This is a genomic window from Blautia sp. AM23-13AC (assembly GCF_003435675.1).
Lineage (GTDB): Bacteria > Bacillota > Clostridia > Lachnospirales > Lachnospiraceae > Fusicatenibacter > Fusicatenibacter saccharivorans.
In genome coordinates this window covers 110784-136440 of the sequence record NZ_QTUL01000001.1, presented here as the reverse complement: position 1 = coordinate 136440, position 25657 = coordinate 110784, and the positions used below count along the sequence as shown (strand labels likewise).

The following is a 25657-nucleotide window of genomic DNA, read 5'->3' as shown; positions in this document are numbered from 1 at the left end:
GACAACACGAGGAGGAGACGAATATGATAAGTCTGGAAGAAATCGGAACAAGAGCCCGTGGGGCGGAACCTGTGCTTCGCATCATGGGGACAGAGACGAAAAACCGTGTGCTGAAAAAAGCAGCGGAAAATCTTGTGGCGGATGCCGATGCGATTATCGCGGCAAATGCGCTGGATATGGAGCATGGAAGAGAAAAAGGAATGTCCAAAGGTCTTCTGGATCGGCTGTTTCTGGATCAGAGTCGCATCGAGGCGATGGCGGAAGGTCTCTGTCAGGTATCCGAGCTGGACGATCCGATCGGGGAAGTTCTCGGTATGAAAAAACGGCCGAACGGTCTTCTGATCGGGCAGAAACGTGTTCCGCTTGGTGTTGTCGGAATCATCTATGAAGCACGTCCGAATGTAACAGCGGATGCGTTTGCACTCTGCTTTAAGACGGGAAATGTCGTGATTTTGAAGGGCGGAAGTGATGCGATCCACTCAAATATGGCGATTGTTGCCTCACTGCGGAAAACACTGAAGGAGGAGCAGGTGCCGGAGGATGCGCTGCTTCTGATCGAAGATACTTCACGTGAGACAACGGCACAGTTTATGAAGATGAACCGCTATGTCGATGTTCTGATTCCGCGCGGCGGTGCCGGACTGATCCGCGCTGTCGTGGAAAACAGCACGATTCCTGTCATTGAGACGGGAACCGGAAACTGTCATATCTACGTGGATGAAACAGCCGATCTTTCCATGGCAGTGGATATTATTCTGAATGCAAAGACACAGCGTGTCGGCGTCTGCAATGCGTGTGAATCCATCGTAGTGCATGAAAACGTGCGTGAAAAACTGCTGCCGGTTCTCGCAGAACGATTGAAAGAGAAACAGGTGGAGATGCGCGCAGACGAGAAGGCAAGAGAATACATGCCGGGAGCAGAAGCAGCGACAGAAGAGGACTGGGGAAAAGAGTATCTCGACTATATCGTATCCATTAAAACGGTTTCCTCTATCGACGAAGCGATCGCGCACATCAACCGCTACAACACAAAACACTCCGAGGCGATCATCACCAACGACTACACCCACGCCCAGAAATTCCTGGACGAAATCGACGCAGCGGTGGTCTACGTCAACGCCTCCACCCGCTTCACCGACGGCTTCGAATTCGGCTACGGTGCCGAAATCGGAATCAGCACCCAAAAACTCCACGCCAGAGGCCCGATGGGACTGCTGGCGCTGACCTCGATTAAATTTGTGGTATATGGGAATGGACAGGTACGGTCATAGAAAGGAGACAAAAACATAATGACAGCAATGAGAGAAGAAGCATTTGAATTATTGGAAAAAATGCCAGAAGATAAACTAGTGTTTATTATTCAGATTATGCAGGGTGTAAACAGTCTTTATAATAGCGGTGCTGTTGAATCGAAAAAAGATGCTTTTTTACGAATGGAGCAAATAAGAAAAAAAGGAAATGTTCAGGATGACGATGCTGAATTGGCATCTTATAGAGAGGAAAAATAAATGCGTGCATTGCCGCACACTCTGTTTCTAATATGTTTTTTATTTTAAGAAAGACATATGACGTAAAAGAAAGAAGAGAACTTCTCCTTAGCTTATTTGAAATTTTTGATGTAGAAGGAATTGATTCAGAAAAACTAATGAAAGGTCTGAAAAATGAAACATTTTCAGATTTTGAAGACTGTTTGCAGATGGAATGTGCCGAATCATTTTGCGCACAATATATTGTTACAAGAAATACAGCAGATTATGTGACTTCAAACATACCTGCGGTTACTCCGACGGAATATTTGGAATCGGAACGGTAGCAGCTGCTTTTACGATGGGAAAAGGTATTGTGCTGATGGGAAAACTGCTGGATAAAAAGTTTGCGTTTGTCTCCGTTTTATCACCGGAAAGACCGTAAAATGCAGGGCTGATATTTGATCGTAAAAAATTAGAAAAAAATGTAAAATCCTCTTGAAACCAAGGGGATTTTACTATATAATGAGCAGGACAAAAACAACTGCAGAGTAAGTTCATATGCGTAAAGTGCTCCCGGGATAGAGAGTAGCCAGGGAGACGAAAAGAGAAAATCTTGCGGTATATGAATTGCATCTCGCTGCAACAGAAGATAGAGACAAGAGATTATCTCCTATTGTAGTCAGATATCTGTAAAGGAGGTAATTTTTTTATGCAGAAAAATGCAAATGAAACAGCAAAAGAAACAAAAAACATGTTTCTGCAGTCAGCAAAAGAGCTGAAAGCAGTCACAACCCTCGCAGCCTGTGCCATGTTCGCAGCGCTGGCGATGATTCTGAACCAGGTAGCATCGATTGATATCGGACCTTATGTCCGCATCGGATTTTCCGGAATCCCGAACCGCCTTGTCGATTACCTGTTCGGACCAGTGACAGGATGTCTTTTCTCCGGCATTCTTGATGTCGTAAAATACTTCCTGAAACCGAGCGGCCCGTTCTTCTTCGGATTCACCTTTAATGCGATGCTGGCATCTTTTATGTATGGATGCTTCTACTATCGCAAAAAACTGACCATCAAACGTGTGCTTGCAGCCAAGTTCATCGTTATGCTGACTGTCAACGTACTGCTGAACACCCTGTGGATCAGCATGCTGTATGGAAAAGGAATCATGGTGCTTCTTCCGGCACGTGCCTTAAAGAACCTGATTATGTGGCCGATCGATTCCATCATTTTCTACAGCCTGACGAAGTTGATCGAGCAGACCGGCGTCTTCCGCATGTTCCATGCAAGAACCGCTGCACAGGCACAGAGATAAAGAAAAATTCAGACACCATCAAAACGATACATTTACCAATCTGCAGAAAAGGTACTGTCCGCCAGAACAAAAAGGAAGCGGATGGGTTTTGTCGGAAAAGAAAAGCGAAAAAGAACTGCGGCAGGAACTTCCCCAAAAGGAAGCCTGCCGCAGTTCTTTTTGTATGAAAATCCCATCAGGCGGACAGCGATTTTACCGATATCCGTGATCTGACCAGTCATGGTTTTTGATCCGCTCGTAATCCTCCTCTGTAATCGGAAGAATCGTTCCATGCTTGTAGCCGTATGGGAACGAGAAGGAAGCATCAGAACGAACAAATTTTCCGGAAGCAAGGCTGTCTGCAACAAACGGCACATATCCCTGGCCGGCACCCGGAACGCCGTAGTAGTCAAGGAACAGACACCATCTGCTGTCATCAAGTTGTACTGCGGTCGGAGCCTCATAGAGACCGCTCTCTACATCTTTCATGCTCTCATCGAAGCTTTCCATCCGCACATACGGGCCGGCCGCATGGTCGGAGCGGAGCAGAATAATTTTCGCCGGATTGCTTTCACTCTTTACGAAAAGATAATAAACCCCATTCTCTTCATAGATCGCCGAATCAATCACGCCGCTGTCCTCTTTTTCGTACAGAACCTGCGGAGCTGAAAAATGAACAAAATCCTTCGTTGTGCTGTAATAGATTTTTTTGGGACCGTAATCGTTTGCTGCATGGGAAGAAGACCAATGCAGAACGTACTCACCGTTTTCTTTATCGTAAATCAGATCCGGTGCCCAGAGGCAGCCGAAGTCATCATCACCGATTTTTACAAGCCGCTGGTCGCTCCAGTTTACGAGATCCTCTGATTCCCAGACGGAGAAATACTTGCTGCCGTTTCTGCCGATCTCATCCCAGGAATTGTGATACTGATTCCGCATACCGTAAGAAAGACTCAGGTCAGTGGCGAAAATATAATATTTCCCGGTTTCTATGCTGTGAGTGATAGTAAAGTCGCGTACACCCTTATCTCCATAATACGTCCAGAGAACAGGAGCGCCGTCGTTGACAGCTTCCCAGTGGAAACCATCGCGGCTGATGCCGAAATAAACCTGTTCGCCGTCCGGTGTTGTTTTTTCCCGAAAATGAACAAATAAATATGCCTGTGCCATAAAATAAAACTCCTTTATGCATATGTTTGGATGAAAAATTCAGATGTTCTGTTTTTCAGGCCATACCTTATACGGTTCCATTATTTTGTAAGACGGATCACATTCCAGCTGTGTTTTCCAAGAACGGTGTGCATTTTTCCATTCTCCAGTTTGGTGGCATCGGAATGGGTCGGAGTAACGTGGTTCGGATCTGCTTCGGTGTTGACCGCTTTCATATCGTCGTTTGTCAGCACGATGTGCTCAGCCAGACGGCATCTTTCGAACTGACGCAGATCGCAGGAAACCTCCATATCCTCATCCAGGCTCTTGTTGACTGCAAAAATGGTCAGTGCATCGTTTTCCTCATCCCAGATGCAGACAGAATCGAGATACGGAGCTTCGCCGTACGTTTTGCTCTCGTAAACCGGTGTCAAAACCTGTGTATTTAAGACGGTTCCGCGGCCGTATACGCTTGCATGCATGTATGGATAGAAGATCGTCTGACGCCATGCACCGGTATCGGATGTCATGATCGGAGCGATAACGTTGACAAGCTGTGCGAGGCAGGCAATCTTGACACGGTCTGCGTGGCGCAGGAGTGTGATCAGCATGCTTCCGACGAGAAGTGCATCCTCAAAGTTGTAAACATCCTCAAGCTGATGAGGTGCGCGTACCCATTTCTCCAGCTTCTGATCCTGCTCATTGCTGTGATACCATACGTTCCACTCATCGAAGGAAAGGTTAATCTGCTTTTTGCCGTGTTTTTTCGCTTTGACTGCATCACAGATCGCAACTACACCGGAGATGAAATCATCCATGCCCTTGGAGCTTGCCAGGAAATCGACAGTATCATTTGCATAATTTCCGTAGTACTGGTGTAAAGAAAGGTAATCCACCTCATCATAGCATTCGTCCAGAACCGTATGTTCCCAGGAACCGAAGGTTGGCATCGTAAGATTGGAGCTTCCGCAGGCAACAGTTTCAATCGTCGGATCCATGAATTTCATCAGACGGGAAGTCTCTGCTGCAATACGTCCGTACTCAGAAGCGGTCTTATGTCCCATCTGCCACGGTCCGTCCATCTCGTTGCCGAGGCACCAGAGTTTGATGTTGTGTGGATCTTTGTAACCGTGGGATTTTCTCAGATCACTGTAGTAGGTGCCGCCCTTGAAGTTGCAGTACTCCAGCACATTTTTTGCGTCTTCCGGTCCGCGGGTTCCGAGATTGACGGCCATCATAATGTCACTGCCGGCTTTTTTCGACCAGTCAGCAAACTCATTCAGACCGAATTCGTTTGTCTCAATCACGCCCCAGGCAAGATCTGGTTTTGCAGGCCGTTTGTCTTTCGGGCCTACGCTGTCTTCCCAGTGAAAACCGGAGACAAAGTTTCCGCCCGGGTAACGGACGATCGGTACTTGAAGCTCTTTGACAAGATCCAGGGTATCTTTTCGGAAGCCCTGCTCGTCGGAGAGAACACTTCCTTCCTGATAGATGCCCTCGTAAACGGCGCGTCCCAGGTGCTCGATAAAGGAACCGAAGATTCGTTTGTCAACTTTTCCGGTAAGAAAATATTTGTCAATGATAATCTCTGCTTTTTTCATACTTAAAAATCCTCCTGTTAAAAGAAATGTTCGTTTTCAGACACGATCCAGAAAAACAAAGGATCACCGGCGTGTCTATGATTTTATTCCACCGTTTCGCTTTCGCTTTGGATAGTTTCAATTTTAGCAGGAAGATAGAAAAAAACCAGAGATTTTTGTCCGACAAATTTGACTTTTTTTCCGGTTTTGCGGTAAAATAGGGAGAAGAAAAGAAAAGGGGAAACGAGAAGAATGGAATTTTCAGTTCATATTTGTGAATATAATAGATCCAACGCCGATTATGAGACGATATATCGGCCGGAGGGCAGCGGGGACTATCTGTTTCTGTTGTTTAAAACGCCGATGAAGGTGTATGACAGAACTGCGTTTTTCATTGCACAGGAAAATGCCTGCCTTTTTTACACGCCGGATCACGAGCAGCATTATCAGGCTGTTCAGAAGTTTCGCAACAGCTATGTCCATTTCTGGTGCGGTGAGAATCTGGGTGAAACGTATGGAATTCCGCAGAATACTGTTTTTTATCCGCAGAACACGGAAGCAATTGATGAGCTGATTCGCCTTTTGCAGAGGGAATACATTGTGAAAGATCCATACGCAGTGGAATATGAGGAAGCACTGGTTCGTCAGATGATGATTACGGCATCGCGCGGTATGCGGCTGTACAAGAAAGCGGCAGAGGAGCCGGCCGGACTGTATCAGGAATTCCAGGAGCTGCGCCTTAAGATGTTGAGCCATTATGAGAAAGACTGGACGACAGAAAAGCTTTGCCAGATGGCCAATATGGAAAAAAGTCAGTTTTATTCTTATTACAAACAGTTTTTCAGCAGCACCCCGCACAGCGATCTGATTGAAGTACGGCTCGACAAGGCGAAAAATCTTTTGACAAATCAGGCACTTTCCATCGGACAGACCGCGGAAATCTGCGGTTTTTCCAATCTGTCTCATTTCAGCCGCTATTTCAAACGCCACTGCGGATGTTCTCCGCGGGAATGGCAGCAGCAAGGCGGAAAAAGCATAAAATATAAAGTGAAGTTGCAGGAAGATGAGAAATGCTATAGCTTTTCCCAATAGCTTATGATAAAATATTCAGAAGATGTTGGAGTCAAAAGGTACTTTGGCCATGATATCTTCAGAAAAAGTAAGAAAAAGGGAGAGCAGTATGAAAAAGAGAGAGTCATTTAACAGTCGGTGGGGATTTATCCTGGCCTGCATCGGCTCTGCAGTTGGAATGGGCAACATCTGGATGTTCCCTACCCGGGTTTCCTTGTACGGAGGAGGTTCCTTTTTGATTCCGTATTTCCTGTTCGTTGCACTGATCGGCTTTACCGGTGTGAGCGGGGAGATGAGTTTTGGCCGTGCCACAAGATCCGGTCCGGTTGATGCGTTCGGTTTTGCGTGTGAAACGAAAGGAAAACGAAAAGCCGGAGAGGCGCTTGGTCTGATTCCGGTGCTGGGTTCCCTGGCAATGGCGATCGGTTATACGGTTGTCATGGGGTGGATTTTCAGGTACATGATCGGAACCTTTACCGGAAAGACACTGTCAGCTGTGAGCGTAGAGGATTTTGCCGGAGCGTTTGAATCCATGGCATCTGCGTTTGGAAACAATTTCTGGCAGATCGCAGCTCTTGTGGTTGCGATGGTCATTCTGGCATTTGGTGTTGGTAAGGGAATTGAGAAGGTCAATAAGGTGCTGATGCCTGTTTTCTTTCTCCTGTTTGTTGCACTTGGTATCTATGTTGCCTTTCAGCCCGGTGCAGCGGATGGATACCGTTATATTTTCCGTGTGGAACCAAAAGCACTTGCAGATCCGAAGACCTGGATTTTTGCACTTGGTCAGGCATTCTTTTCCCTGTCTGTAGCCGGAAACGGAACACTGATCTATGGTTCCTATTTGTCAGATGGGGAAAATATTCCGGCCGCCGCCGGAAGAGTAGCATTTTTTGATACGCTCGCTGCTATGCTTGCTGCGCTGGTTATTATCCCGGCGATGGCAACTACGGGAGCACAGTTAAATACAGGAGGACCTGGACTTCTGTTCATTTTCCTTCCGAATTTGATAAAGTCTATGCCGGGTGGCGCGCTGATCGCAATCGTTTTCTTTGTCGCTGTCTTTTTTGCCGGCCTTACCTCTCTGATTAACCTGTACGAAGCACCGATTGCAACGGTACAGGAAAAATTTCATCTCGGAAGAGTAGCAGCCTGCGGTGTGATCGGGGTTATCGGTGTGGTCGTATCTCTTCTGATCCAGGGCATTGTATCCCAGTGGATGGATGTTCTGTCGATCTACATTTGCCCGCTCGGCGCCGGCCTTGCCGGAGTCATGTTCTTCTGGATCTGCGGAAAGAAGTATGTGCAGTCCCAGGTAGACAAGGGAAGAAGCAGCAAATTCACGGATCTGTATTATCCGATCTGCAAATATATCTACGTGCCGATCTGTGTGCTGGTTCTGATTCTCGGAATCGTGCTTGGCGGAATCGGCTGAAACGATGTTGATAGAAAACGCGCCTGTCGTGCGGAAAAAAAATCCGGCGGCAGGTGCGTTTTTTGATAAAATTTTTCAAATATATAAATCCGATTGAAATACTCGGAAAAAAGGTCTACAATCGGAGGCGAAAACAGAGATTTTAACCTCGAAGCAAAATAAGGAGGATATCAATATGGGAAAAAATCTTTTAACAGTGAAAGATTTAACGGTAAATGTAGAAGAAAAAGAGATCCTGCACGGCGTCAATCTTACGATTGGAAAAGGGGAGACGCATGTGCTGCTTGGACCGAATGGTACCGGAAAGTCGACGCTTGGCAATACGCTGCTCGGCAATCCGAAATATAACGTGACACGCGGCGAAATCTGGTTCCAGGGAAAGAACATCACAGAAGAGCCGGTCAATGAACGCGCCAAAATGGGACTGTTTCTCTCGTTTCAGAATCCGCTTGAGGTGCCTGGCGTAACCTTAAGCTCTTTTATCCGCAGCGCCGTCGAGTTAAAAACTGGCAAACGGATGCGTCTGTTTGAGTTCCGGAAAGAACTGGAAAAAGCAATGGAAGTTCTGCAGATGGATCCGTCGTATGCAGACCGTGATCTGAATGTCGGATTTTCCGGCGGTGAGAAAAAGAAAGCCGAGATCTTGCAGCTTCTGATGCTCGAGCCGTCCCTTGCCATTCTCGATGAGACCGACTCCGGCCTGGATATCGATGCGGTCCGCACCGTTTCTGCCGGAATTGAGGCATACCGCAGAAAATGCGGAGGAAGTCTTCTGATCATCACGCACAGCACGAAGATTCTGGAATCGCTGATGGTGGATCAGACCCACATCATGGTGGAAGGTGAAATTGTCAAAACCGGCGATGCATCTCTTGTAGAGGAGATCAACCGGGACGGATTTGGAAAATACGAAAAGTCACTGGCGTAAAACCGAAGGTACAGAAAGGATGAAAACGCTGTGAGAGAAAAAAGCTATGTAGAGGATATTGACCGAAGCATCTATGATTTCAAAGACGATGAAAAGGATGCCTATAAAGTAAAAGCCGGCCTGACACCGGAAATTGTACAGAAAATTTCGGATGAGAAGAAAGACCCTGCCTGGATGCAGCTGTTCCGTCTGCGTTCTTTACAGATCTACAACCAGATGCCGATTCCGGATTGGGGTCCGTCGATCGAGGGTCTGAACATGGATGACATCGTAACGTATGTCCGCCCGAATACGAAAATGAAAGCAAAGTGGTCCGATGTGCCGGATGACATCAAAAATACGTTTGAGCGTCTCGGCATCCCGCAGGCAGAGCGGAAATCACTCGCCGGCGTGGGCGCACAGTATGATTCGGAGCTGGTCTATCACAACGTCCGCGCGGAAGTTGCGGCGCAGGGTGTTGTCTATACCGATATGGAGAGTGCGCTGCATGGTGAGTACGCGGATATGGTGCGGAAACACTTTATGAAACTGGTGAAACCGACCGACCACAAATTTGCCGCACTGCACGGAGCCGTCTGGTCCGGCGGTTCGTTTGTCTATGTGCCGAAGGGGGTTTCCGTGGAAATCCCGCTGCAGTCGTATTTCCGCCTGAATGCGCCGGGCGCAGGCCAGTTCGAGCATACGCTGATTATTGTCGATGAGGACGCGGACCTTCACTTTATCGAGGGCTGTTCCGCACCGAAATACAATGTGGCCAACCTCCATGCCGGATGTGTGGAGCTGTTTGTCGGAAAGAATGCAAGACTCCGTTATTCTACGATTGAAAACTGGTCGAAGAATATGTACAACCTGAACACGAAGCGCGCGCAGGTCGAGGAGGGCGGAAAAATCGAGTGGGTTTCCGGTTCATTCGGCTCCCACGTTTCCTACCTGTACCCGATGAGCGTGCTGAAAGGAAGAGGCGCAAAGATGGAATTTACCGGCATCACGTTCGCCGGTAAGGGCCAGAATCTCGATACCGGAGCGAAGGTTGTCCACAGCGCGCCGGATACGAGTTCCTATATTAACACGAAATCGATCTCGAAGGACGGCGGCATCAGCACCTTCCGTTCGTCAGTCTCTGCAACAAAAGCGGCAAAGAACACGAAATCAGCCGTTTCCTGCCAGTCTCTGATGCTCGATGATATCTCCCGGTCGGACACGATTCCGGCGATGGATATCCGTACAAAAGATGCGAACATCGGCCATGAAGCACAGATCGGAAGCATCAGCGATGAAGCCGTCTTTTATCTGATGTCGCGCGGCATGACGGAAGAGGATGCGAGAGCGTGCATCGTCAGCGGATTCGCGGATGATGTTTCAAAAGAACTGCCGCTGGAGTACGCGGTGGAGATGAACAATCTGATCCGCCTCGAGATGAAGGGTAGCATTGGATAAGGAGGCCAGACACATGGAAGAACAGAACAGCATGAAAATCAACCAGCTTCCATCGAAAACATGGTACTGGCTGGGATTAAATGATACAAAAGTAAAATGGGCGGCGGGTGCGCCGTGTGAAATCTGCGCGGAAGAGCCGTCTGCGGATGATGAGATAACGGGTTTTCCGGAAGCTATGAATACCGGGGCAGGAAAAGAGACGGATGTCCTTTTTGCACCGGAGCAGACGAAAAACTGGAGTGTCTCTGCAAAGGAGGGGCAGACGAAACAGGTCACGCTTTCCATCGGACAGGGAAAAGAGACGGTTTCATCCGGAAAGATCCGCGCGGCGGCAGAAGAGGGAGCTTCCCTTACCGTTTTCGAGGTATTTGAACCGGCACAGGCAGCGGGACAGCTCGCGGTGCGGACAGAACTTTACGCGAAAAAAAACAGCCGCATCCGACTCGTGCAGGTGATGATGCGCGGTGAGGGACAGGAGCTTTTAAATGATGTCGGATGCATCTGCGAGGAAAATGGTGCACTGGATCTTTTACAGGTCGTTGTCGGAAAAGGCGATGTCTATGACGGTATCTGGACCGAACTGCAGAAGGATCACGCATCACTGCAGGCAGAAATCGGCTATCTTCTGCAGAATCAGCAGAAATTTGATGTCAATCTGAATGTGCGCCACTTCGGAAAAGTAACCAAGAGCACGATCCAGGTAGACGGAACGCTGATGGATGCGGCGGAAAAGATCTTCCGCGGCACAATCGACTTTGTGCGCGGTTCGGCAGATTCCGTCGGAGCAGAGACAGAACAGGTATTGCTGCTCGGCGATGATGTAGTCAACAAGACGATTCCTGTGATCCTCTGTGCAGAGGAAAACGTACAGGGAAGCCACGGCGCGGCAATCGGAGAACTCGATGAAGAGACACTGTTTTACTTCGGTGCGCGCGGCATGGACCGTACACAGGCAGAAAATACGATAGCGCGGGCGAAACTGGAAGCAAAAATCCAGAAGATCGGCGATGCGGACATCGAACAGAAAGTAAAAACACAGCTTGCGGAGGTGCTTGACCGTGACAACAGATAACATCAGAAAAAATTTCCCGCTTCTGCAGCAAATGGACACGATCTATCTGGACAACGCGGCGACGGCACAGCGCCCGTCATGCGTTCTTGCTGCAGTACAGGAATTTTACGAACAGAAAAATGCAAATCCTCTGCGAGGCTTCTATCCTTTAAGCCTGGAGGCGACGGAGAGCTATCAGGAGGCAAGGAAGACCGTACAGGAGTTTATTCATGCAGAAGAGCCGGAGGAGATTATTTTTACCCGGAATACAACGGAAAGCCTGAACCTTGTGGCATACAGCTATGGCCTGAACTTTTTAAAGGAAGGCGACGAGATCGCTGTAACAATCATGGAGCATCACAGCAATCTGCTTCCGTGGCAGATGGTGTCGCGTATGACTGGGGCGAAGCTCCATTATCTGGAATGTACCAGTGAGGGCGAGCTGACCGATGAGGAGCTCCAAAAGGGCATTAATGAGAGAACACGTCTTGTGACTGTTGCGCAGGTATCGAATGTGCTCGGCTGCGTGAATCCGCTCCAGAAAATCACGGAGATGGCGCACCGCGTAGGAGCCGTTGTCGTTGTGGACGGCGCCCAGAGCGTTCCGCATATGCCGGTCGACGTACAGGCGCTGGATGCAGATTTTCTCGCCTTTTCCGGCCATAAGCTGATGGGCCCGATGGGAATCGGCTGTCTGTATGGAAAACGGGAACTGCTGGAAAAAATGCCGCCGTTTTTAACCGGAGGCGAGATGATCGATTCCGTTCACCGCGACGGAGCCGTTTTTGCACCGGTTCCGCAGAAATTTGAGGCGGGAACGGTAAATGCAGCCGGTGCGGTGGGGCTGGCCGCAGCGATCCGGTATCTGCAGGAAAAAGGATTTGATTATATCCAGAAAAAAGAGCTGGAACTGACGCAACGTGCTATGGAAGGACTCGGCGCGCTGCCGTACGTTCATATCCTCGGTTCCAAAGATCCGGCCAACCATACGGGCATCGTTTCGTTTACGATTGACGGCGTGCATCCGCACGATGTGAGCGAAATTCTTTCTTCTGACGGCATCGATGTGCGGGCAGGCCACCACTGTGCACAGCCGCTTCTGGAATATCTTGGCGTCCGAAGTTCGACAAGAGCCAGCATGATGTTTTATAATACACCGGAAGAGATTGATGCACTGATCGAAAGTGTATCCACAATCAGAAGGAGAATGGGCTATGGAGAGTAGAGGATTTTATAACGAAATTTTGACGGAGCACAATCTGCGTCCGGAATTCAAGCATGATCTGCCGGATGCGGACATCGTACTCGAGGGCGTCAACCCAAGCTGCGGCGATGATATCTGGCTGAAATTAAAAGTCGACGGCGATGTGATCACGGACGGTGCGTTCGTGGGCGACGGCTGTGCGATTTCGCAGGCATCGGCGGACATTATGCTCGGCATGATCATCGGAAAGACGAAGGACGAGGCACTGCGCCTGGGAAATCTGTTTCTGCGCATGATCAAAGGAGAAGCATCCGACGAGGAGATTGACAAACTCGAGGAGGCTGGTGCACTGAAGGACATCTCCCACATGCCGGCAAGAGTGAAATGTGCAGTGCTTGGATGGCATACGCTGGAAGAGGCATTTAAACAGGAAAAATAAGAACAGAAAAACTTTTTGCATTTCTGAGAAAAAGTATCACTTTACCCACTTGCAATTTTCAAAAAATTAGTTATAATGAATTACAGTTAGTAAAGACTAACCAAAGCGAATCAATCATTGTTATCTCCCGTCTGCGGATCTTGGACACTTCGCAGGCGGGAAACTCCAGAAACAAACGAGAAAGGAGCACACGAAAAGTGAAGAGCCTGAAAATTGAGGAAGTAAAAGGAAGAGAAATTCTGGATTCCAGAGGAAACCCAACCGTAGAAGCTGAGGTTGTTCTTGCAGGGGGCGTTGTAGGGCGCGGCATGGCACCAAGCGGCGCATCTACCGGTGAGTTTGAGGCACTGGAATTACGAGATGGAGATAAAGCAAGATACCTTGGAAAAGGTGTGCAGAAAGCAGTAGAAAACATCAACACCGTCATCAACGATACCTTAAAAGGTATGGATGCATCCGATACCTACGCTGTAGACAAAGCCATGATCGATGCAGACGGAACAAAAGATAAATCCCGCCTGGGTGCAAATGCCATTCTGGCTGTATCCATTGCCTGCGCAAGAGCAGCTGCAAACGCACTTGAGATTCCGCTGTACCGTTTCTTCGGCGGCGTTTCCGGAAATCGTCTGCCGGTTCCGATGATGAACATCATCAACGGCGGATGCCACGCACTTTCTTCCGGTCTGGATGTACAGGAGTTCATGATCATGCCGGTTGGAGCATCTTCTTTCAAAGAGTGCTTAAGATGGTGCGCTGAGGTCTTCCATGCACTGGCTGCCATCTTAAAAGAGCGCGGACTGGCAACATCGGTTGGAGATGAAGGCGGTTTTGCACCGGCTCTGAAATCCGATGAAGAAGCCATCGAGACCATTCTTGAGGCAGTGAAAAAAGCAGGCTATGAGCCAGGCAGAGACTTCAAGATCGCGATGGATGCTGCTTCCTCCGAGTGGAAGACAGGTACCAAGGGTGAATACAAACTGCCGAAAGCCGGCACTGTATTTACTTCCAAAGAGCTGATCGCTCACTGGAAAGCACTGGTAGAGAAATACCCGATCATCTCCATCGAGGATGCTCTGGATGAAGAAGACTGGGAAGGCTGGAAAGAGCTGACCGCAGAGCTTGGCGGAAAAGTACAGCTTGTCGGTGACGACCTGTTTGTAACCAATACTGAGCGTCTGGCAAAAGGTATCTCCCTTGGCTGCGGAAATTCCATCCTGATCAAACTGAACCAGATCGGTTCTGTATCTGAGACCCTTGAGGCAATCAAAATGGCTCACAAAGCAGGCTACACCGCAATTTCCTCCCACCGTTCCGGTGAGACCGAGGATACCACCATCGCAGACCTGGCTGTTGCCCTGAACACCTGCCAGATCAAGACCGGTGCACCGAGCCGTACCGAGCGTGTTGCAAAATACAACCAGCTTCTCCGAATCGAAGAAGAACTTGGAACGGCCGCTGTATACCCTGGTGCAAGAGCATTTAATGTGACACAGGACTAAGCAGTAAATAACATAATACCATAAAAAAAGACAAGATCCTTCCTCTTAAAACCAACCATAAATAAGTGTCCCCGGGGCCGTTGAAAAACGTGTTTCCCGGGGATTCTTGCATGCGGGGGAGGGGTATATGAAAAAACACTTGACTTGAAGCGGACTTGAAGTGTTATCCTATCTAGGAAAATGTAAAAAAAGGGGGATATATCGAAATGAGCGAAAGATTATGGAATATTCTTCTGGATTCTTTTTGGAAAATCTTTCTGCCGGGCCTTAAGGTGACGATTCCGCTTACTGTAATCTCGTTTTCCATTGCACTTGTAATTGCGACGGCAATGGCTATGGTACAGTTTGCAAACATCAAAGGCCTTCGTCAGATTGCACGTTTCTATATCTGGATTTTCCGCGGAACCCCGCTTCTGGTCCAGCTTTTCGTTGTGTTTTACGGACTTCCGCGCGCCGGTATTCTGATCGATCCGTTTCCGGCGGCAGTTCTCGTCTTTTCCCTGAATGAGGGCGCCTACAGTGCCGAGACGATGCGTGCGGCCCTGGAAGCCGTTCCGGCAGGCCAGCTTGAAGCCGGCTACTGTGTCGGCATGTCGTATCTGCAGATCATGCGGAGAATTATCCTTCCGCAGGCGATGCGCACCGCGTTCCCGCCGCTTTCCAACTCTCTGATCGCCATGGTAAAGGATACTTCCCTTGCCGCAAATATCACCGTAACGGAGATGTTTATGGTAACGCAGCGGATTGTAGCGCGCACCCATGAGCCGCTGGCACTGTATATTGAAGTAGGACTGATCTACCTGCTGTTCTCCACCGTGCTCACGAAGCTGCAGGGAATCGGAGAGAAGAAACTGAGTACATATCAGAAAAAAGGGGAATAAGCCATGCTGGAAATCAAAGGATTAAAGAAAGCGTTCGGCAGCCTGGAAGTGTTAAAAGGTGTAGATTTAAAAGTAAACCAGGGCGATGTTGTCGCAATCCTCGGCCCGAGCGGTTCGGGAAAAACAACCATGCTGCGCTGTGTCAACTTTCTGGAGCATGCGGACGGCGGCAGCCTGATTTTTGACGGGAAAGAATATCCGTTTCACAACATCAGCAAAAAAGATATCGCGGCGATCCGTCAGAAAACCGCATTTGTATTTCAGAACTATAACCTGTTCCTGAACAAAACAGCCCTTCATAACGTAACCGAGGGCCTGATCATCGGCAGAAAAATGCCAAAAACCAGGGCGGAGGAAAAAGCGCGTGCAGCGCTTGAAAAAGTAGGCATGCTGGACCGTGCGGACTACTATCCGCATCAGCTTTCCGGCGGACAGCAGCAGAGGGTGGCAATCGCCCGTGCACTGGCAACCGATCCGGAAATTATCTATTTTGATGAGCCGACCTCAGCACTCGACCCGGAGCTGACCGGCGAGGTGCTTGGTGTTATGCGCCAGCTTGCCAAAGAGGGAATGACGATGCTCGTTGTCACGCATGAGATGGGCTTTGCAAGAAACGTTTCGAACAAAGTTGTCTTTATGGAAAACGGCGTTGTCGTTGAGGAAGGTCCGTCGAAGGAATTTTTCGCAAATCCGCGGGAAGAGCGGACGAGAACATTTTTGCAGAATATTGAACAGCATTACGAGTAAGGTATCCCGCAAAGCGGCAAATCCTGTCCGGAGTACGGAATCCGGACAGTTTGCAATAAAGAAAACAGAAGAAGCAAAGGCAGCTTCTTCCAGAACAAAACAAAAAAGGAGTGGCGAATATTATGAAAAAGAAAATGGCAGCAGTATTTCTGGCAGGTATCCTGACATCATCCTTTTTACTGACCGGATGCGGAAACAGCACGGCAGATAACAGCAGTGCTTCTTCCTCTTCATCAGCATCTTCTGCAAGTGCGTCTGGGGATCTTTTAGAGCAGATCCAGAGCAAGGGTGAGATCGTTGTGGCAATGGAAGGAACCTGGGCACCGTGGACGTATCACGATGAGGACGACAACCTGGTCGGCTATGACGTAGAAGTGGCACAGCAGATCGCAGAGAAACTCGGCGTGAAAGCAACCTTTGTAGAGGGTGAGTGGGACGGCCTTCTTGCAGGAATCGATTCCGGCCGGTACGATATCATGGTAAACGGCGTAGATATCACAGAGGAGCGCGCTGAGAAATACAGCTTTTCCGATCCATACGCATACAACCGCACCGCTGTTATCGTAAACTCTGCTAACGATGAAATCCAGTCCATGGAGGATCTCGACGGAAAGAGCACCGCGAACACCATTTCCAGTACGTATGCAGAAGTTGCCGAGAAATATGGCGCAGCCGTTACCGGTGTTGACGATCTGGAGCAGACTTTCGAGCTTCTCTTAAGCGGCCGTATCGATGCAACTCTGAACGCAGAGGTAACGTATTACGATTATATGAAAGCACACCCGGATGCAGAGATCAAAATTGCATGTCTCGATCCGGAATCCACAAAAGTCGGTATTCCGATGAAAAAAGGCGATGAGACCAAGACGCTGCTTGAGGCAGTCAACAAAGCACTTGGCGAGCTCGCAGAAGAAGGAACACTGACAGAGCTTTCGGAAAAATATTTTGGAACGGATATCTCCAAAGAAGCAGCAGAATAAGATACAAAATAAAGAAGGTTACAGATCATGATTGCAAATTATCATACCCATACATGGCGGTGCCGCCATGCGGACGGAACGGAGCGGGAGTATGTGGAGCGCGCGATTGAGGGCGGCCTTAAAATTCTCGGTTTTTCCGACCATTCGCCTTATCCGTTCCCGGACGGCTACGATTCCGGCATGCGGATGCGGCTCGATCAGGTGGAAGGCTATGTAGACACCGTGCTGGCATTGAAAAAAGAGTATGACAAGGATATTGAAATCCATCTCGGACTCGAAACAGAGTATTTCCCGAGATTCTGGGATCAGCTGATTGATTTTTTGTCGGACTATCCGTTTGAGTACTTTGTGCTTGGCCAGCACAGCCTGGGAAATGAGATCGAAAAGATTCTCTACAGCGGCCATGGAACAACAGACGGAAGCTACCTGAAACAGTATGTGGACCAGTGCCTGGCAGGCATCGATACCGGAAAATACCTGTATCTGGCACACCCGGATCTCTTTTTATTCAACGGCGACGAAGCAGTGTTCGACCGGGAATACCGGAGACTCTGCCGTGAGGTGAAAAAGAGAAACATTCCGCTGGAGATCAATTTCCTTGGTCTGATGGAAGAAAGATGGTATCCGAACGAGAAGTTCTGGAAGATCGCCGGCGAAGAAGGAAACACCGCCGTTTTCGGCTGTGATGCCCATACGCCGAAAGCCGTCTGGAATCCGGAGACGGAACAGAAGGCACTGCAGCTGGCAGCAAAATACGGTCTGAAAGTACAGGAAACCGTTCCGATGCCGAAGACATTTTAACAGAAGCAGAAAAAGCTGTTCTTTTCTGGTGAGAGTTTTGAAAACTCCGCGGAAAAGAACAGCTTTTTTGATATGAGATTTTTTATGCTTTTTTTGTGTGCATCAGCCGTACCGCCTCTTCCCGCTGTTTCAGAATCTTCTGAATCGAAGTCCAGTAAATAATCATTGAGACAACCGGCCCGATCAGGTCGGAAATAGGTTCCACGTAGAAGATGTTTTCCAGTGCAAAGAACCGCGGCAGAAGAAACAGAGCGGTAAAGTAGACGAATTTCCGGAAGAAGGAGAGTGCAAACGAATAGCGCACGCAGCCCATTGCAGTAAAGCCGTCTACAATCTCGTACTGAATGCCGAGCGGAATGACTGAGAGTGTCGAAATATGGATCGCGCGGACCACCATCGAGACGATCTGCGGATCGGAAGTAAAAAGCTGCGCAAACAGCGTTCCGGCGGCATTGGAGACGAGGAACATCAAGGTCGTAAATCCGGCACAGAGTGCGATGATGGTTTTCTGTGCCTCAAGAATACGCCCGGAATTTCCAGCTCCATAATTGTATGCGAGGATTGACTGCGTTCCGCCGCTGATTCCGCCGAGCGGTATCGTAATAATCAGCATAAAGCTCTGAACGATCGTTGCACAGGTGATGAAGCTGTCTCCTTGTCCGGCGGGTGCATACCGCTGCAGGACGGCGTTCATCGCAATGATCATCACATTGTCGATGGCAATGATTAGAAACGGAGTAAAACCGACTGTCAGAATGCGTTTCATGATCGCAAATGAATACCCGCCGAAGGTGATGCGGATCGGAATCGTCTTTCCGAACAGAATATGCAGCACATACAGACAGCTTGCGATCTGGGAGAGCACGGTTGCAATTGCTGCGCCACGCACGCCGAGATGCAGAACGAAGATAAACACAGGGTCCAGCAGCAGATTCAGGACGGCGCCTAGCAGAACAGATTTCATTCCCTCACTGGCAAAGCCCTGGCAGATCACAAACTGGTTCAGGCCGGTCGATAAAAGCGCAAACACAGAGCCGGAAACGTAGATCATAAAATAGGCTCTGGCGTAAGGATACGTAACGGTGCTGGCTCCGAATGCCATCAGCATCGGGCGGGTAAAAAAAAGCGCAGCGGCTGTCAGAACGAGGGACAGGGAAACAAGCATCAGAAACGCATTAGCCAGGATGCGGGATGCCTCTTTTTCATTTTTCTCTCCGAGCCGGATGCCGAGCAGCGGTGCGCCGCCGACCCCGATGAGGGAGGAGAACGCGCCGATCATGGTGAGAATGGGACCGCAGACGCCGACACCAGCGAGCGCCAGATCACCGACAGAGGCAATGTGGCCGATGTACATACGGTCTACAATGCTGTACAGAACACTCACGAACTGTGCCAGCATGCTCGGAAAAGCAATACGGGGAACCAGCTTTCCGATCGGGTCGGTTCCGAGATGGTTTACAGTTTTCATAGAAAAATACCTTGTCGTTTTTTGGTTTGGGAACAGACAGCAAAAAACATGCCCGAAACAAAATCCGGAAGACTTTGTTTCGGACATGCCGCTTTTGGTCTGTTCTGATAGATCAGCTGACAGAAAAATTATTCAGCAAGAGTGGTCAGATCTACTTTGAAATCGTCAGATCCCTGTCCGTCTACGGTGTAGTAAGCGGCTCTCTGCTCTGCGTTCAGGTAGATTTTGATCTCGCCTTTTAATCCGTTTGCTTTTACTTCTTTTTTGATGACTGCTTCGAGGTCTTTCATAGATACTTTTGTCTCGAAGATCTCAAGAACGGTATCAGATACTTTTGTCATTTTACGTGGGGTTTTGGTTGCTTCTGCCATGGTTTCCGTGTTCTCCTTTTTTACTGTTTTTTTAACGGTTTCTTTTTTGGTTGCTTTTTTCGGCTCTTTTGCAGCTTCTGCTTTTCCTTCTGCTGCTTCTGTATGTAAGGTTTTTTCAGTCGTTGGTTTTACTTCTTTTGCCGGTGCCGCTGTCTTTACAACGGTTTCCGCTGTTTTTGCAGCTTCTGCAGCCTGCTGTTTCGCTTTGGCCATTTTTTTCATGGTTCTTTTATTCATTTTATTCACTCCTCTATGCGATATCTCTAATAAATTACCATGTTTTTTGCGTTCTGTCAAATTTAAATTCGAGAAAACAGCGGCTTTAGGATTGTACACGGCGGAGCACAGAAAAGATTTTTTCAGAATCCCAGATCTGCGGAACAGGGTAGGTGGGATTTGCTTCTTTTAAAGCACGGCGTGCTATTTCTGTGTAATCATTCGGCGAAAGGTGCGGCAGAGTGGATGGGATGTCAAACGAATCGCGCATAGCCTCGATAGCTGCAATCATCCGCTCAGCCTTTTCAGAAACGGTATCTCCGCCGAGAGAAAGCGCATCGGCGAGAACGGCAAGTTTAGGTGCAATGCAGGAACCGTATTCGCGCAGAACAGCAGGCAGCAGAACCGCGTTGGCTCTTCCGTGCGGAATGTGGTACAGTGCACCGACGGCGTGAGCGATGGCATGGACGTAGCCGACAAAGTTGTTGGTAAAAGCGAAACCGGCCAGATACGATGCATGAAGCATTTCCTGCCGTGCGGCAAGACGGGAGCCGTCACGCCAGGCTTCGGGCAGGGCATGGAAATTTTCGCAGACTGCCTCGATGGAGGCATTCTGCACGCTGCGGGAGGCGAAGAGGTTCAGAAAAGCTTCCATGGCATGGGTCAGGGCATCCATACCGGTATCTGCGGTCATAGAGGACGGGAGGCTGATTGTAAGACGCGGATCGAGAACTGCCGTATCCGGGATCAGACAGAGGTCATTGACGGCGTATTTGTATGGTTTCCCGTCGATACAGTCTGTGATGACAGCTGCCGCCGTTGCCTCCGAACCGGTTCCGGCTGTCGTCGGCACGGCAAACAGCGGCGGAAGTTTCCGACGGATTTTCAGGAGGCCCCGCATCGCAGGAACCGTCTTTTTCGGACAGCAGACGCGGGCACCGATCAGCTTTGCTGCATCAAGAACGGATCCGCCGCCGATGGCGAGGATAGCCTGCGCCTGAATCTGCTGATAAAGACGGAAACCCTGTTCCACGCTCTCAATCTGCGGATCCGGGGCGATTTCGGAGAAAATGGTGACGGAAATGTTTTCTTTTTTACAGCCGTCCAGCAGAGACGTCAGTGTTCCGCGGCGGACAAAGCCGGGGGTAGTCACCAGGAGAATCCGGGAGATCCGGCGTTTCCGGAATAACGTGGGGAGCAGCAGAACGGCATCCGGTGCTGCAAGGAGTGTCTGTTTCTTATGCTCTGTCAGATGAAGAACGCGGCTCAACACCCACTGCCGGGTGCGGAACCAGAAAATGGAATGCATCAATCAAGTACCTCCATAAAAAATCGTGAGAATCGTATATCTCTTATTGTAACAGTGCACGGCAGGTTTTTCAATTCGTATAGGAATTTTGAATCTTCCGTGAAAAGAATTGACAGTGCGGAAAATGCGTGTTATAGTACAAATAGAACAGACAAAAAGAGCCAGGAATTGTTCGCCTGGGAAATCAGGAAAAGGCTTGACTGGAGGTGCCTGATGATGGAAACAAAAAGAGATTATTATGAAGTATTAGGCGTCAGCCGGAATGCAGACGAGAAAGAAATCAAGCGTGCATACCGGAAACTGGCGAAAAAATATCATCCCGATACGAATGCGGGAAACCCGGATGCGGAAAAGAAATTTAAGGAAGTGACAGAAGCGTATTCTGTCTTAAGCGATCCGGAAAAGAAGAAAATGTACGATCAGTTCGGATTCGCGGCGTTCGACCAGGGAGCCAGCGCGTACAGCCAGCAGGGCGGTGGAAATCCGTACGGCAGTGCGTATGGAAACCCGTTCGGCGGAAGCGGAAACAACGGCGGCTATCACGAATTTCACTTTGAAGGAAACGCGGACGATATGTTCGGCGATTTCTTTGATCAGATGTTTCATGGCAAAAGCCGTGGATTCGGAAGCGAGCGGTATACGCGTTCGGGAAGCAGCAGACATCCGTTTGAGGATGCATTTTCCGGCCGCGGTACGGCAGAGGATCTCGATCTGCACGCTGAGGTTTCGATCCGCCTGGAGGAAGCGGCATCGGGCTGTGAAAAACAGATTACCCTGCGGAACCCGGATGGAACGACCAATACGCTGCTGGTTAAAATCCCGGCCGGTATCGAGAACGGAAAGAGCATCCGTCTGCGCGGCAAAGGCCATACAGGATCAAACGGCCGCCGCGGCGATCTGCTTTTGAAGGTCAATGTAGAAGAAAAGAAAGGTTTTGAACGGCGCGGAATGGACATCTACACGACGATTCAGATTCCATACACAACGGCAGTCTTTGGCGGCGAAGCGCGTGTCTCGACACTGTACGGAGATGTGGTCTGCAAAATCAAGGAAGGAACACAGTCCGGCAGTAAGCTCCGTCTGCGCGGCAAGGGCATGGTATCGATGAAAGATGCGAACGTGCACGGTGATCATTATGCGACGATTGAGATTGCTGTACCGCGCAGTCTGAACCGCACAGCACGCCAGAAACTGATGGAATATAAGGAAGCGTGCTGAAAATGTGAAGAAACTGTGAAATCGGAAAATCCGGGTTGACAAATTGTGTTCGTGGTATTATATTACAACTAGAACAAAGAAAAGGAATCAACAAGAAACCAATTCTTCCTTGCATGTTCCCAAACATCCTGTTCCAAGAAACTTATTCATAGCCACAAGGCAAAGCAAACTTAACACCCTTCACAAGATAAGAAGCCTGCTAAGAATCAGATTTTTGGAGGAAAAGGTAAATGAATACTTTAAAAGCTGAAAAGAGAAGTTTGGATGTAAAAGCAAAAAGACTCAGAAGAGAAGGATACGTTGTCGGCAATGTATTCGGCAGAGAGATGAAAGAATCCATTCCAGTTAAGATGGTAAAAAGAGATGTCGAGAAACTGCTGAAGACAGACCACAAAGGCAGCCAGATTATGCTGGATGTCGACGGAACCGCATACGATGTCCTGATCAAAAATGTTGATTATAACCCGGTAGCCGGACAGATCGATTCGATCGAGTTCCAGGCACTGGTCAGCAACGAGAAAGTTCATTCCGTTGCAGAGATTGTCCTTGTAAACCATGAAAAGATCGCAGAAGGCGTTCTGCAGGAGGATCTGAACGAGGTTGCCTACATGGCATACCCGGCATCCCTGGTCGATCAGGTAATGGTCGATGTCGGAGAGATGAAGATCGGTGATGTCATCCGCGTCAAAGATCTGTCCCTGGCCGCTGACCCGGATATCACCATAAAGACCAATCCGGAATCCATTGTCGTAAGTCTGATGGCTTCCCACAACGTAGAAGCACCGGCAGAAGATACCGAAGCAGCAGAAGAGAAATAAACAGAATAAGCACATACAAAGAAATCCGAAGGCGTCAAAAACCTTCGGATTTTTTGCGTAAAAAATATGGTTTGAATCGATCAGACATAACTCATGAAGCCTTTTCCGATAATTTCGCTGCTCTTTGTGATCGCAATAAACGCGGTCGGCTCGGTATCATGAATAAACCGCTGAAGATAGACGGCCTGCTTGACATCCACAACCGTGAGAATGACTGTCCGCTGCTGGTCGGAGTAAGCGCCGACGGCGTCGTAAAGGGTTGCGCTGTGATTGAGATCCTTTGTGATGAAATCGCAGATCGGCTGCGGATTGTTGGAGATAATCGTAAAAAATTTATTCAGCTTCATCCGCTCAATCGTTTTGTCAATCAGCAGTGTTTTCGCCATCAGACCGAGAACCGAACAAAGTCCGGTTAAGGTATCGAAAATCAGGAAAGCAAGGATGACAACGATGAGGTCGGTCACCAGCAGGGCAGTGGAAATATTCATTGTAGAATATTTTTTAATAATCATGGCGATGATGTCTGTGCCGCCGCCGGAGGCATTCTCAAAAAACAGCAGTGCTGCCGCCAGTGCCGGAAGAATAATGGCAAAGCAGAGCTCCAGCATGATCTCATCGGTAAGCGGATGTGCCATCGGAAACAGCTTTTCAAAAATGTTCAGAAGAACCGAGGAAAGCACGGTCACGTAGGCTGTCTTGACGCCGAAGTTCCGCCCCAGCACAGCAAAACCAACCAGCAGAAGCAGCAGGTTGATAAAAAGGTTGATCTGTGAGGCAGTGAACGGAAGAAACCGGCAGATGACAACGGCCATACCGGATACACCGCCGAAAGAAAAATTATTAGGGAATTTAAAAACATAAATTCCAATGTCCATGATCAGAACAGCTGCGGTAATGACAGCATATTCTTTTAACGTTTGTAATGCAGGCTGCGATGCCTGTTCTTTTGTGTCCATTTTTTTGCTCCTTTATTTGAATTTGAGGCGACCTTTATTTTATTATAGAAGAAACTTTTTTGAATAACAGCTAATAATGTATCCCCCTCTTCAAACATAGCATGGCATATGGTAGTTTGTCCAGTTACATTTTCCTTATTTCCATTTTTCCGTTTTCCGATGGTTGTATCCAATTTATTTCTGTGGTATGATGAAGGGCAGGATCTTTTTTCGGAAAGAAAAAAATCTGCAGTTTCTGTTTCAAAATGTTTCGAAAAAAGAAGAAAAAACAGAAACAAAAATGGAGGAAGAAACATGAAAAATACAAAGGTTTATGTTGATTTTATAACAGAGAAACTGAAAAAACTGCTCTCCATCGACAGCCCGACCGGCTACACGAAAGATGCCATTGCATGGCTGAAAGCAGAGTACGAAGCGATGGGCTATGCGCCGGTGATCACCACAAAGGGCGGCCTTCTGGTGCAGCTTGCCAAAGGCTGTGAAGGAAACGGCGGTGTCCTTGTGGAGACACATACCGATACGCTCGGCGGCATGGTAGCGGAAGTGAAAGGAAACGGCCGTCTTCGTCTCACCGCGCTCGGCGGTATGAATCCGAACAATGCGGAGACGGAAAACTGCGTTGTCATCACAAGAGACGGAAAACGGTACGAGGGCTGCTTCCAGATGAACAACCCGTCGATCCATGTCAACGGTTCCTACGACCAGCAGGACCGCACCTACGACAATATGGAGGTCGTTCTGGATGAGATGGTCTTCTCCAAAGAGGAGACAAAAGCGCTCGGCATCGAGACCGGTGATATCGTCTGCTTTGAGACGAGAACCCGCATCACCGAGAAGGGATACATCAAGAGCCGTTTTCTCGATGATAAACTGAGCGTTGCAATCCTGCTCGGCTATGCGAAGTATTTAAAAGAAGAAAATATCACACCGTCCCGTCCGGTTTATCAGCACATCACCGTGTACGAAGAAGTCGGCCACGGCGGATCTGCTTCCGTGCCGGAGGGTGTGACGGATATCCTTTCTGTTGATATGGGCTGTGTCGGCGACGGACTGGAGTGTAAAGAGCATCAGGTATCCATCTGCGTCAAAGACAGCGGCGGCCCTTACAGCTACGATTTTACCGGCGAGCTGATTGCGGCAGCAAAAGCAAACGGAATCGACTATGCGGCGGATGTTTACCCGCACTACGGCTCTGACGTGGAGGCAACGCTCCGCGGCGGCGCAGACGCACGCCATGCCCTGATCGGCGCCGGTGTGTACGCATCCCATGGATATGAGAGAAGCCATGTGGACGGCGTGAAGAATACGCTGGAACTGCTTGCGGCGTATCTGGACAAATAAA

General features: G+C 48.9%; 26 protein-coding genes and 1 riboswitch. Of the genes, 20 read left to right on the top strand and 6 right to left on the bottom strand.

What is annotated here, in order from left to right; all coding sequences use genetic code 11:
* Window positions 1-26 precede the first annotated feature (26 nt).
* The 5 genes from DW642_RS00600 to DW642_RS00585 all read left to right on the top strand — a co-directional run bounded on the left by DW642_RS00600 (window position 27) and on the right by DW642_RS00585 (window position 2781).
* Entirely contained in the window at window positions 27-1271 is a 1245-nt protein-coding gene (locus DW642_RS00600) for a glutamate-5-semialdehyde dehydrogenase (RefSeq protein WP_416388257.1), read from the top strand.
* 18 nt (window positions 1272-1289) lie between these two features.
* Window positions 1290-1508: a UDP-N-acetylenolpyruvoylglucosamine reductase gene (locus DW642_RS00595; protein ID WP_117508967.1), complete on the top strand. Its 219-nt coding sequence runs from the start codon at window positions 1290-1292 to the stop codon at window positions 1506-1508.
* A 32-nt stretch (window positions 1509-1540) separates the two neighbouring features.
* On the top strand, window positions 1541-1813 hold the full coding sequence (locus tag DW642_RS16610; protein ID WP_118594420.1) for a PIN domain-containing protein: 273 nt from the start codon (window positions 1541-1543) through the stop codon (window positions 1811-1813).
* Window positions 1726-1911, top strand: coding sequence for a DUF6198 family protein (locus DW642_RS00590; protein ID WP_334294721.1), 186 nt, complete (start codon window positions 1726-1728; stop codon window positions 1909-1911). The genes DW642_RS16610 and DW642_RS00590 overlap by 88 nt, the downstream gene beginning before the upstream one ends.
* Before the next feature lie 100 nt (window positions 1912-2011).
* A riboswitch (THF riboswitch) is annotated at window positions 2012-2111 on the top strand.
* 67 nt (window positions 2112-2178) lie between these two features.
* On the top strand, window positions 2179-2781 hold the full coding sequence (locus DW642_RS00585) for a folate family ECF transporter S component (protein ID WP_022461732.1): 603 nt from the start codon (window positions 2179-2181) through the stop codon (window positions 2779-2781).
* 192 nt (window positions 2782-2973) lie between these two features.
* Here the strand turns inward: DW642_RS00585 and DW642_RS00575 are convergent, their stop codons facing one another.
* Together DW642_RS00575 and arfA are read right to left on the bottom strand one after the other, a co-directional pair.
* Entirely contained in the window at window positions 2974-3930 is a 957-nt protein-coding gene (locus DW642_RS00575; RefSeq protein ID WP_117508964.1) for a glycoside hydrolase family 43 protein, read from the bottom strand.
* An 80-nt stretch (window positions 3931-4010) separates the two neighbouring features.
* On the bottom strand, window positions 4011-5510 hold the full coding sequence (gene arfA, locus DW642_RS00570) for an arabinosylfuranosidase ArfA (RefSeq protein ID WP_117508963.1): 1500 nt from the start codon (window positions 5508-5510) through the stop codon (window positions 4011-4013).
* 231 nt (window positions 5511-5741) lie between these two features.
* On the opposite strand from arfA, the gene DW642_RS00565 reads away from it, so the two are divergent.
* The 12 genes from DW642_RS00565 to DW642_RS00510 all read left to right on the top strand — a co-directional run bounded on the left by DW642_RS00565 (window position 5742) and on the right by DW642_RS00510 (window position 17959).
* Window positions 5742-6581 (top strand): helix-turn-helix domain-containing protein, encoded by an 840-nt coding sequence (locus DW642_RS00565; RefSeq protein WP_055217931.1) that lies wholly within the window; start codon window positions 5742-5744, stop codon window positions 6579-6581.
* Window positions 6582-6669: 88 nt separating this feature from the next.
* A complete protein-coding gene (locus tag DW642_RS00560; RefSeq protein WP_117508962.1) occupies window positions 6670-7992 on the top strand; it encodes a sodium-dependent transporter in 1323 nt (440 codons plus the stop codon).
* 175 nt (window positions 7993-8167) lie between these two features.
* Entirely contained in the window at window positions 8168-8920 is a 753-nt protein-coding gene (gene sufC / locus DW642_RS00555; protein ID WP_117508961.1) for a Fe-S cluster assembly ATPase SufC, read from the top strand.
* Between the two features lie 30 nt (window positions 8921-8950).
* A complete protein-coding gene (gene sufB / locus DW642_RS00550; RefSeq protein ID WP_117508960.1) occupies window positions 8951-10357 on the top strand; it encodes a Fe-S cluster assembly protein SufB in 1407 nt (468 codons plus the stop codon).
* Between the two features lie 13 nt (window positions 10358-10370).
* Entirely contained in the window at window positions 10371-11429 is a 1059-nt protein-coding gene (locus tag DW642_RS00545; RefSeq protein WP_117508959.1) for a SufB/SufD family protein, read from the top strand.
* The gene (locus tag DW642_RS00540; RefSeq protein ID WP_117508958.1) at window positions 11416-12633 is read left to right on the top strand and encodes an aminotransferase class V-fold PLP-dependent enzyme; all 1218 of its coding nucleotides are present in this window, start codon (window positions 11416-11418) and stop codon (window positions 12631-12633) included. The genes DW642_RS00545 and DW642_RS00540 overlap by 14 nt, the downstream gene beginning before the upstream one ends.
* On the top strand, window positions 12623-13051 hold the full coding sequence (gene sufU, locus DW642_RS00535; RefSeq protein WP_055267877.1) for a Fe-S cluster assembly sulfur transfer protein SufU: 429 nt from the start codon (window positions 12623-12625) through the stop codon (window positions 13049-13051). The genes DW642_RS00540 and sufU overlap by 11 nt, the downstream gene beginning before the upstream one ends.
* 197 nt (window positions 13052-13248) lie before the next feature.
* On the top strand, window positions 13249-14550 hold the full coding sequence (gene eno / locus DW642_RS00530; protein WP_055217920.1) for a phosphopyruvate hydratase: 1302 nt from the start codon (window positions 13249-13251) through the stop codon (window positions 14548-14550).
* Between the two features lie 206 nt (window positions 14551-14756).
* Entirely contained in the window at window positions 14757-15431 is a 675-nt protein-coding gene (locus tag DW642_RS15935) for an amino acid ABC transporter permease (protein ID WP_022462789.1), read from the top strand.
* 3 nt (window positions 15432-15434) lie between these two features.
* Window positions 15435-16178, top strand: a complete 744-nt coding sequence (locus DW642_RS15930) for an amino acid ABC transporter ATP-binding protein (protein ID WP_022462788.1) — start codon at window positions 15435-15437, stop codon at window positions 16176-16178.
* A gap of 122 nt (window positions 16179-16300) precedes the next feature.
* On the top strand, window positions 16301-17158 hold the full coding sequence (locus DW642_RS00515) for a transporter substrate-binding domain-containing protein (protein ID WP_055217916.1): 858 nt from the start codon (window positions 16301-16303) through the stop codon (window positions 17156-17158).
* A 27-nt stretch (window positions 17159-17185) separates the two neighbouring features.
* The gene (locus DW642_RS00510; protein ID WP_055217914.1) at window positions 17186-17959 is read left to right on the top strand and encodes a histidinol-phosphatase; all 774 of its coding nucleotides are present in this window, start codon (window positions 17186-17188) and stop codon (window positions 17957-17959) included.
* Between the two features lie 82 nt (window positions 17960-18041).
* Here DW642_RS00510 and DW642_RS00505 read toward each other — a convergent pair whose 3' ends face one another.
* The 3 genes from DW642_RS00505 to DW642_RS00495 all read right to left on the bottom strand — a co-directional run bounded on the left by DW642_RS00505 (window position 18042) and on the right by DW642_RS00495 (window position 21323).
* Window positions 18042-19427 carry an MATE family efflux transporter gene (locus DW642_RS00505; RefSeq protein ID WP_117508957.1) on the bottom strand — a complete coding sequence of 462 codons (1386 nt, stop codon included), beginning with the start codon at window positions 19425-19427 and terminating at the stop codon, window positions 18042-18044.
* Between the two features lie 128 nt (window positions 19428-19555).
* Window positions 19556-20035, bottom strand: coding sequence for a DUF6465 family protein (locus DW642_RS00500; protein WP_117508956.1), 480 nt, complete (start codon window positions 20033-20035; stop codon window positions 19556-19558).
* 85 nt (window positions 20036-20120) lie between these two features.
* Window positions 20121-21323, bottom strand: a complete 1203-nt coding sequence (locus DW642_RS00495) for an iron-containing alcohol dehydrogenase (RefSeq protein WP_117508955.1) — start codon at window positions 21321-21323, stop codon at window positions 20121-20123.
* 216 nt (window positions 21324-21539) lie between these two features.
* On the opposite strand from DW642_RS00495, the gene DW642_RS00490 reads away from it, so the two are divergent.
* Both DW642_RS00490 and DW642_RS00485 read left to right on the top strand, forming a co-directional pair.
* A complete protein-coding gene (locus DW642_RS00490; protein WP_117509153.1) occupies window positions 21540-22541 on the top strand; it encodes a DnaJ C-terminal domain-containing protein in 1002 nt (333 codons plus the stop codon).
* 230 nt (window positions 22542-22771) lie between these two features.
* Window positions 22772-23359, top strand: a complete 588-nt coding sequence (locus tag DW642_RS00485) for a 50S ribosomal protein L25 (protein WP_117508954.1) — start codon at window positions 22772-22774, stop codon at window positions 23357-23359.
* 80 nt (window positions 23360-23439) lie between these two features.
* Here DW642_RS00485 and DW642_RS00480 read toward each other — a convergent pair whose 3' ends face one another.
* Window positions 23440-24315, bottom strand: coding sequence for a YitT family protein (locus tag DW642_RS00480; protein WP_117508953.1), 876 nt, complete (start codon window positions 24313-24315; stop codon window positions 23440-23442).
* 294 nt (window positions 24316-24609) lie between these two features.
* Here DW642_RS00480 and DW642_RS00475 point away from each other — a divergent pair, with 294 nt between their 5' ends.
* Entirely contained in the window at window positions 24610-25656 is a 1047-nt protein-coding gene (locus tag DW642_RS00475; RefSeq protein ID WP_117509152.1) for a M42 family metallopeptidase, read from the top strand.
* The last annotated feature ends 1 nt before the right edge of the window (window position 25657 follow it).

Excerpts from the sequence above, each read along its gene's own strand:
- DW642_RS00595 (WP_117508967.1), top strand. The coding sequence starts at position 1,290 with ATGACAGCAATGAGAGAAGAAGCATTTGAATTATTGGAAAAAATGCCA.
- DW642_RS16610 (WP_118594420.1), top strand. The coding sequence starts at position 1,541 with ATGTTTTTTATTTTAAGAAAGACATATGACGTAAAAGAAAGAAGAGAA.
- DW642_RS00585 (WP_022461732.1), top strand. The coding sequence starts at position 2,179 with ATGCAGAAAAATGCAAATGAAACAGCAAAAGAAACAAAAAACATGTTT.
- DW642_RS00575 (WP_117508964.1), bottom strand. The coding sequence starts at position 3,930 with ATGGCACAGGCATATTTATTTGTTCATTTTCGGGAAAAAACAACACCG.
- arfA (WP_117508963.1), bottom strand. The coding sequence starts at position 5,510 with ATGAAAAAAGCAGAGATTATCATTGACAAATATTTTCTTACCGGAAAA.
- DW642_RS00565 (WP_055217931.1), top strand. The coding sequence starts at position 5,742 with ATGGAATTTTCAGTTCATATTTGTGAATATAATAGATCCAACGCCGAT.
- DW642_RS00560 (WP_117508962.1), top strand. The coding sequence starts at position 6,670 with ATGAAAAAGAGAGAGTCATTTAACAGTCGGTGGGGATTTATCCTGGCC.
- sufC (WP_117508961.1), top strand. The coding sequence starts at position 8,168 with ATGGGAAAAAATCTTTTAACAGTGAAAGATTTAACGGTAAATGTAGAA.
- DW642_RS00545 (WP_117508959.1), top strand. The coding sequence starts at position 10,371 with ATGGAAGAACAGAACAGCATGAAAATCAACCAGCTTCCATCGAAAACA.
- sufU (WP_055267877.1), top strand. The coding sequence starts at position 12,623 with ATGGAGAGTAGAGGATTTTATAACGAAATTTTGACGGAGCACAATCTG.
- DW642_RS15935 (WP_022462789.1), top strand. The coding sequence starts at position 14,757 with ATGAGCGAAAGATTATGGAATATTCTTCTGGATTCTTTTTGGAAAATC.
- DW642_RS15930 (WP_022462788.1), top strand. The coding sequence starts at position 15,435 with ATGCTGGAAATCAAAGGATTAAAGAAAGCGTTCGGCAGCCTGGAAGTG.
- DW642_RS00515 (WP_055217916.1), top strand. The coding sequence starts at position 16,301 with ATGAAAAAGAAAATGGCAGCAGTATTTCTGGCAGGTATCCTGACATCA.
- DW642_RS00510 (WP_055217914.1), top strand. The coding sequence starts at position 17,186 with ATGATTGCAAATTATCATACCCATACATGGCGGTGCCGCCATGCGGAC.
- DW642_RS00505 (WP_117508957.1), bottom strand. The coding sequence starts at position 19,427 with ATGAAAACTGTAAACCATCTCGGAACCGACCCGATCGGAAAGCTGGTT.
- DW642_RS00500 (WP_117508956.1), bottom strand. The coding sequence starts at position 20,035 with ATGAATAAAAGAACCATGAAAAAAATGGCCAAAGCGAAACAGCAGGCT.
- DW642_RS00495 (WP_117508955.1), bottom strand. The coding sequence starts at position 21,323 with ATGCATTCCATTTTCTGGTTCCGCACCCGGCAGTGGGTGTTGAGCCGC.
- DW642_RS00490 (WP_117509153.1), top strand. The coding sequence starts at position 21,540 with ATGGAAACAAAAAGAGATTATTATGAAGTATTAGGCGTCAGCCGGAAT.
- DW642_RS00485 (WP_117508954.1), top strand. The coding sequence starts at position 22,772 with ATGAATACTTTAAAAGCTGAAAAGAGAAGTTTGGATGTAAAAGCAAAA.
- DW642_RS00480 (WP_117508953.1), bottom strand. The coding sequence starts at position 24,315 with ATGGACACAAAAGAACAGGCATCGCAGCCTGCATTACAAACGTTAAAA.
- DW642_RS00475 (WP_117509152.1), top strand. The coding sequence starts at position 24,610 with ATGAAAAATACAAAGGTTTATGTTGATTTTATAACAGAGAAACTGAAA.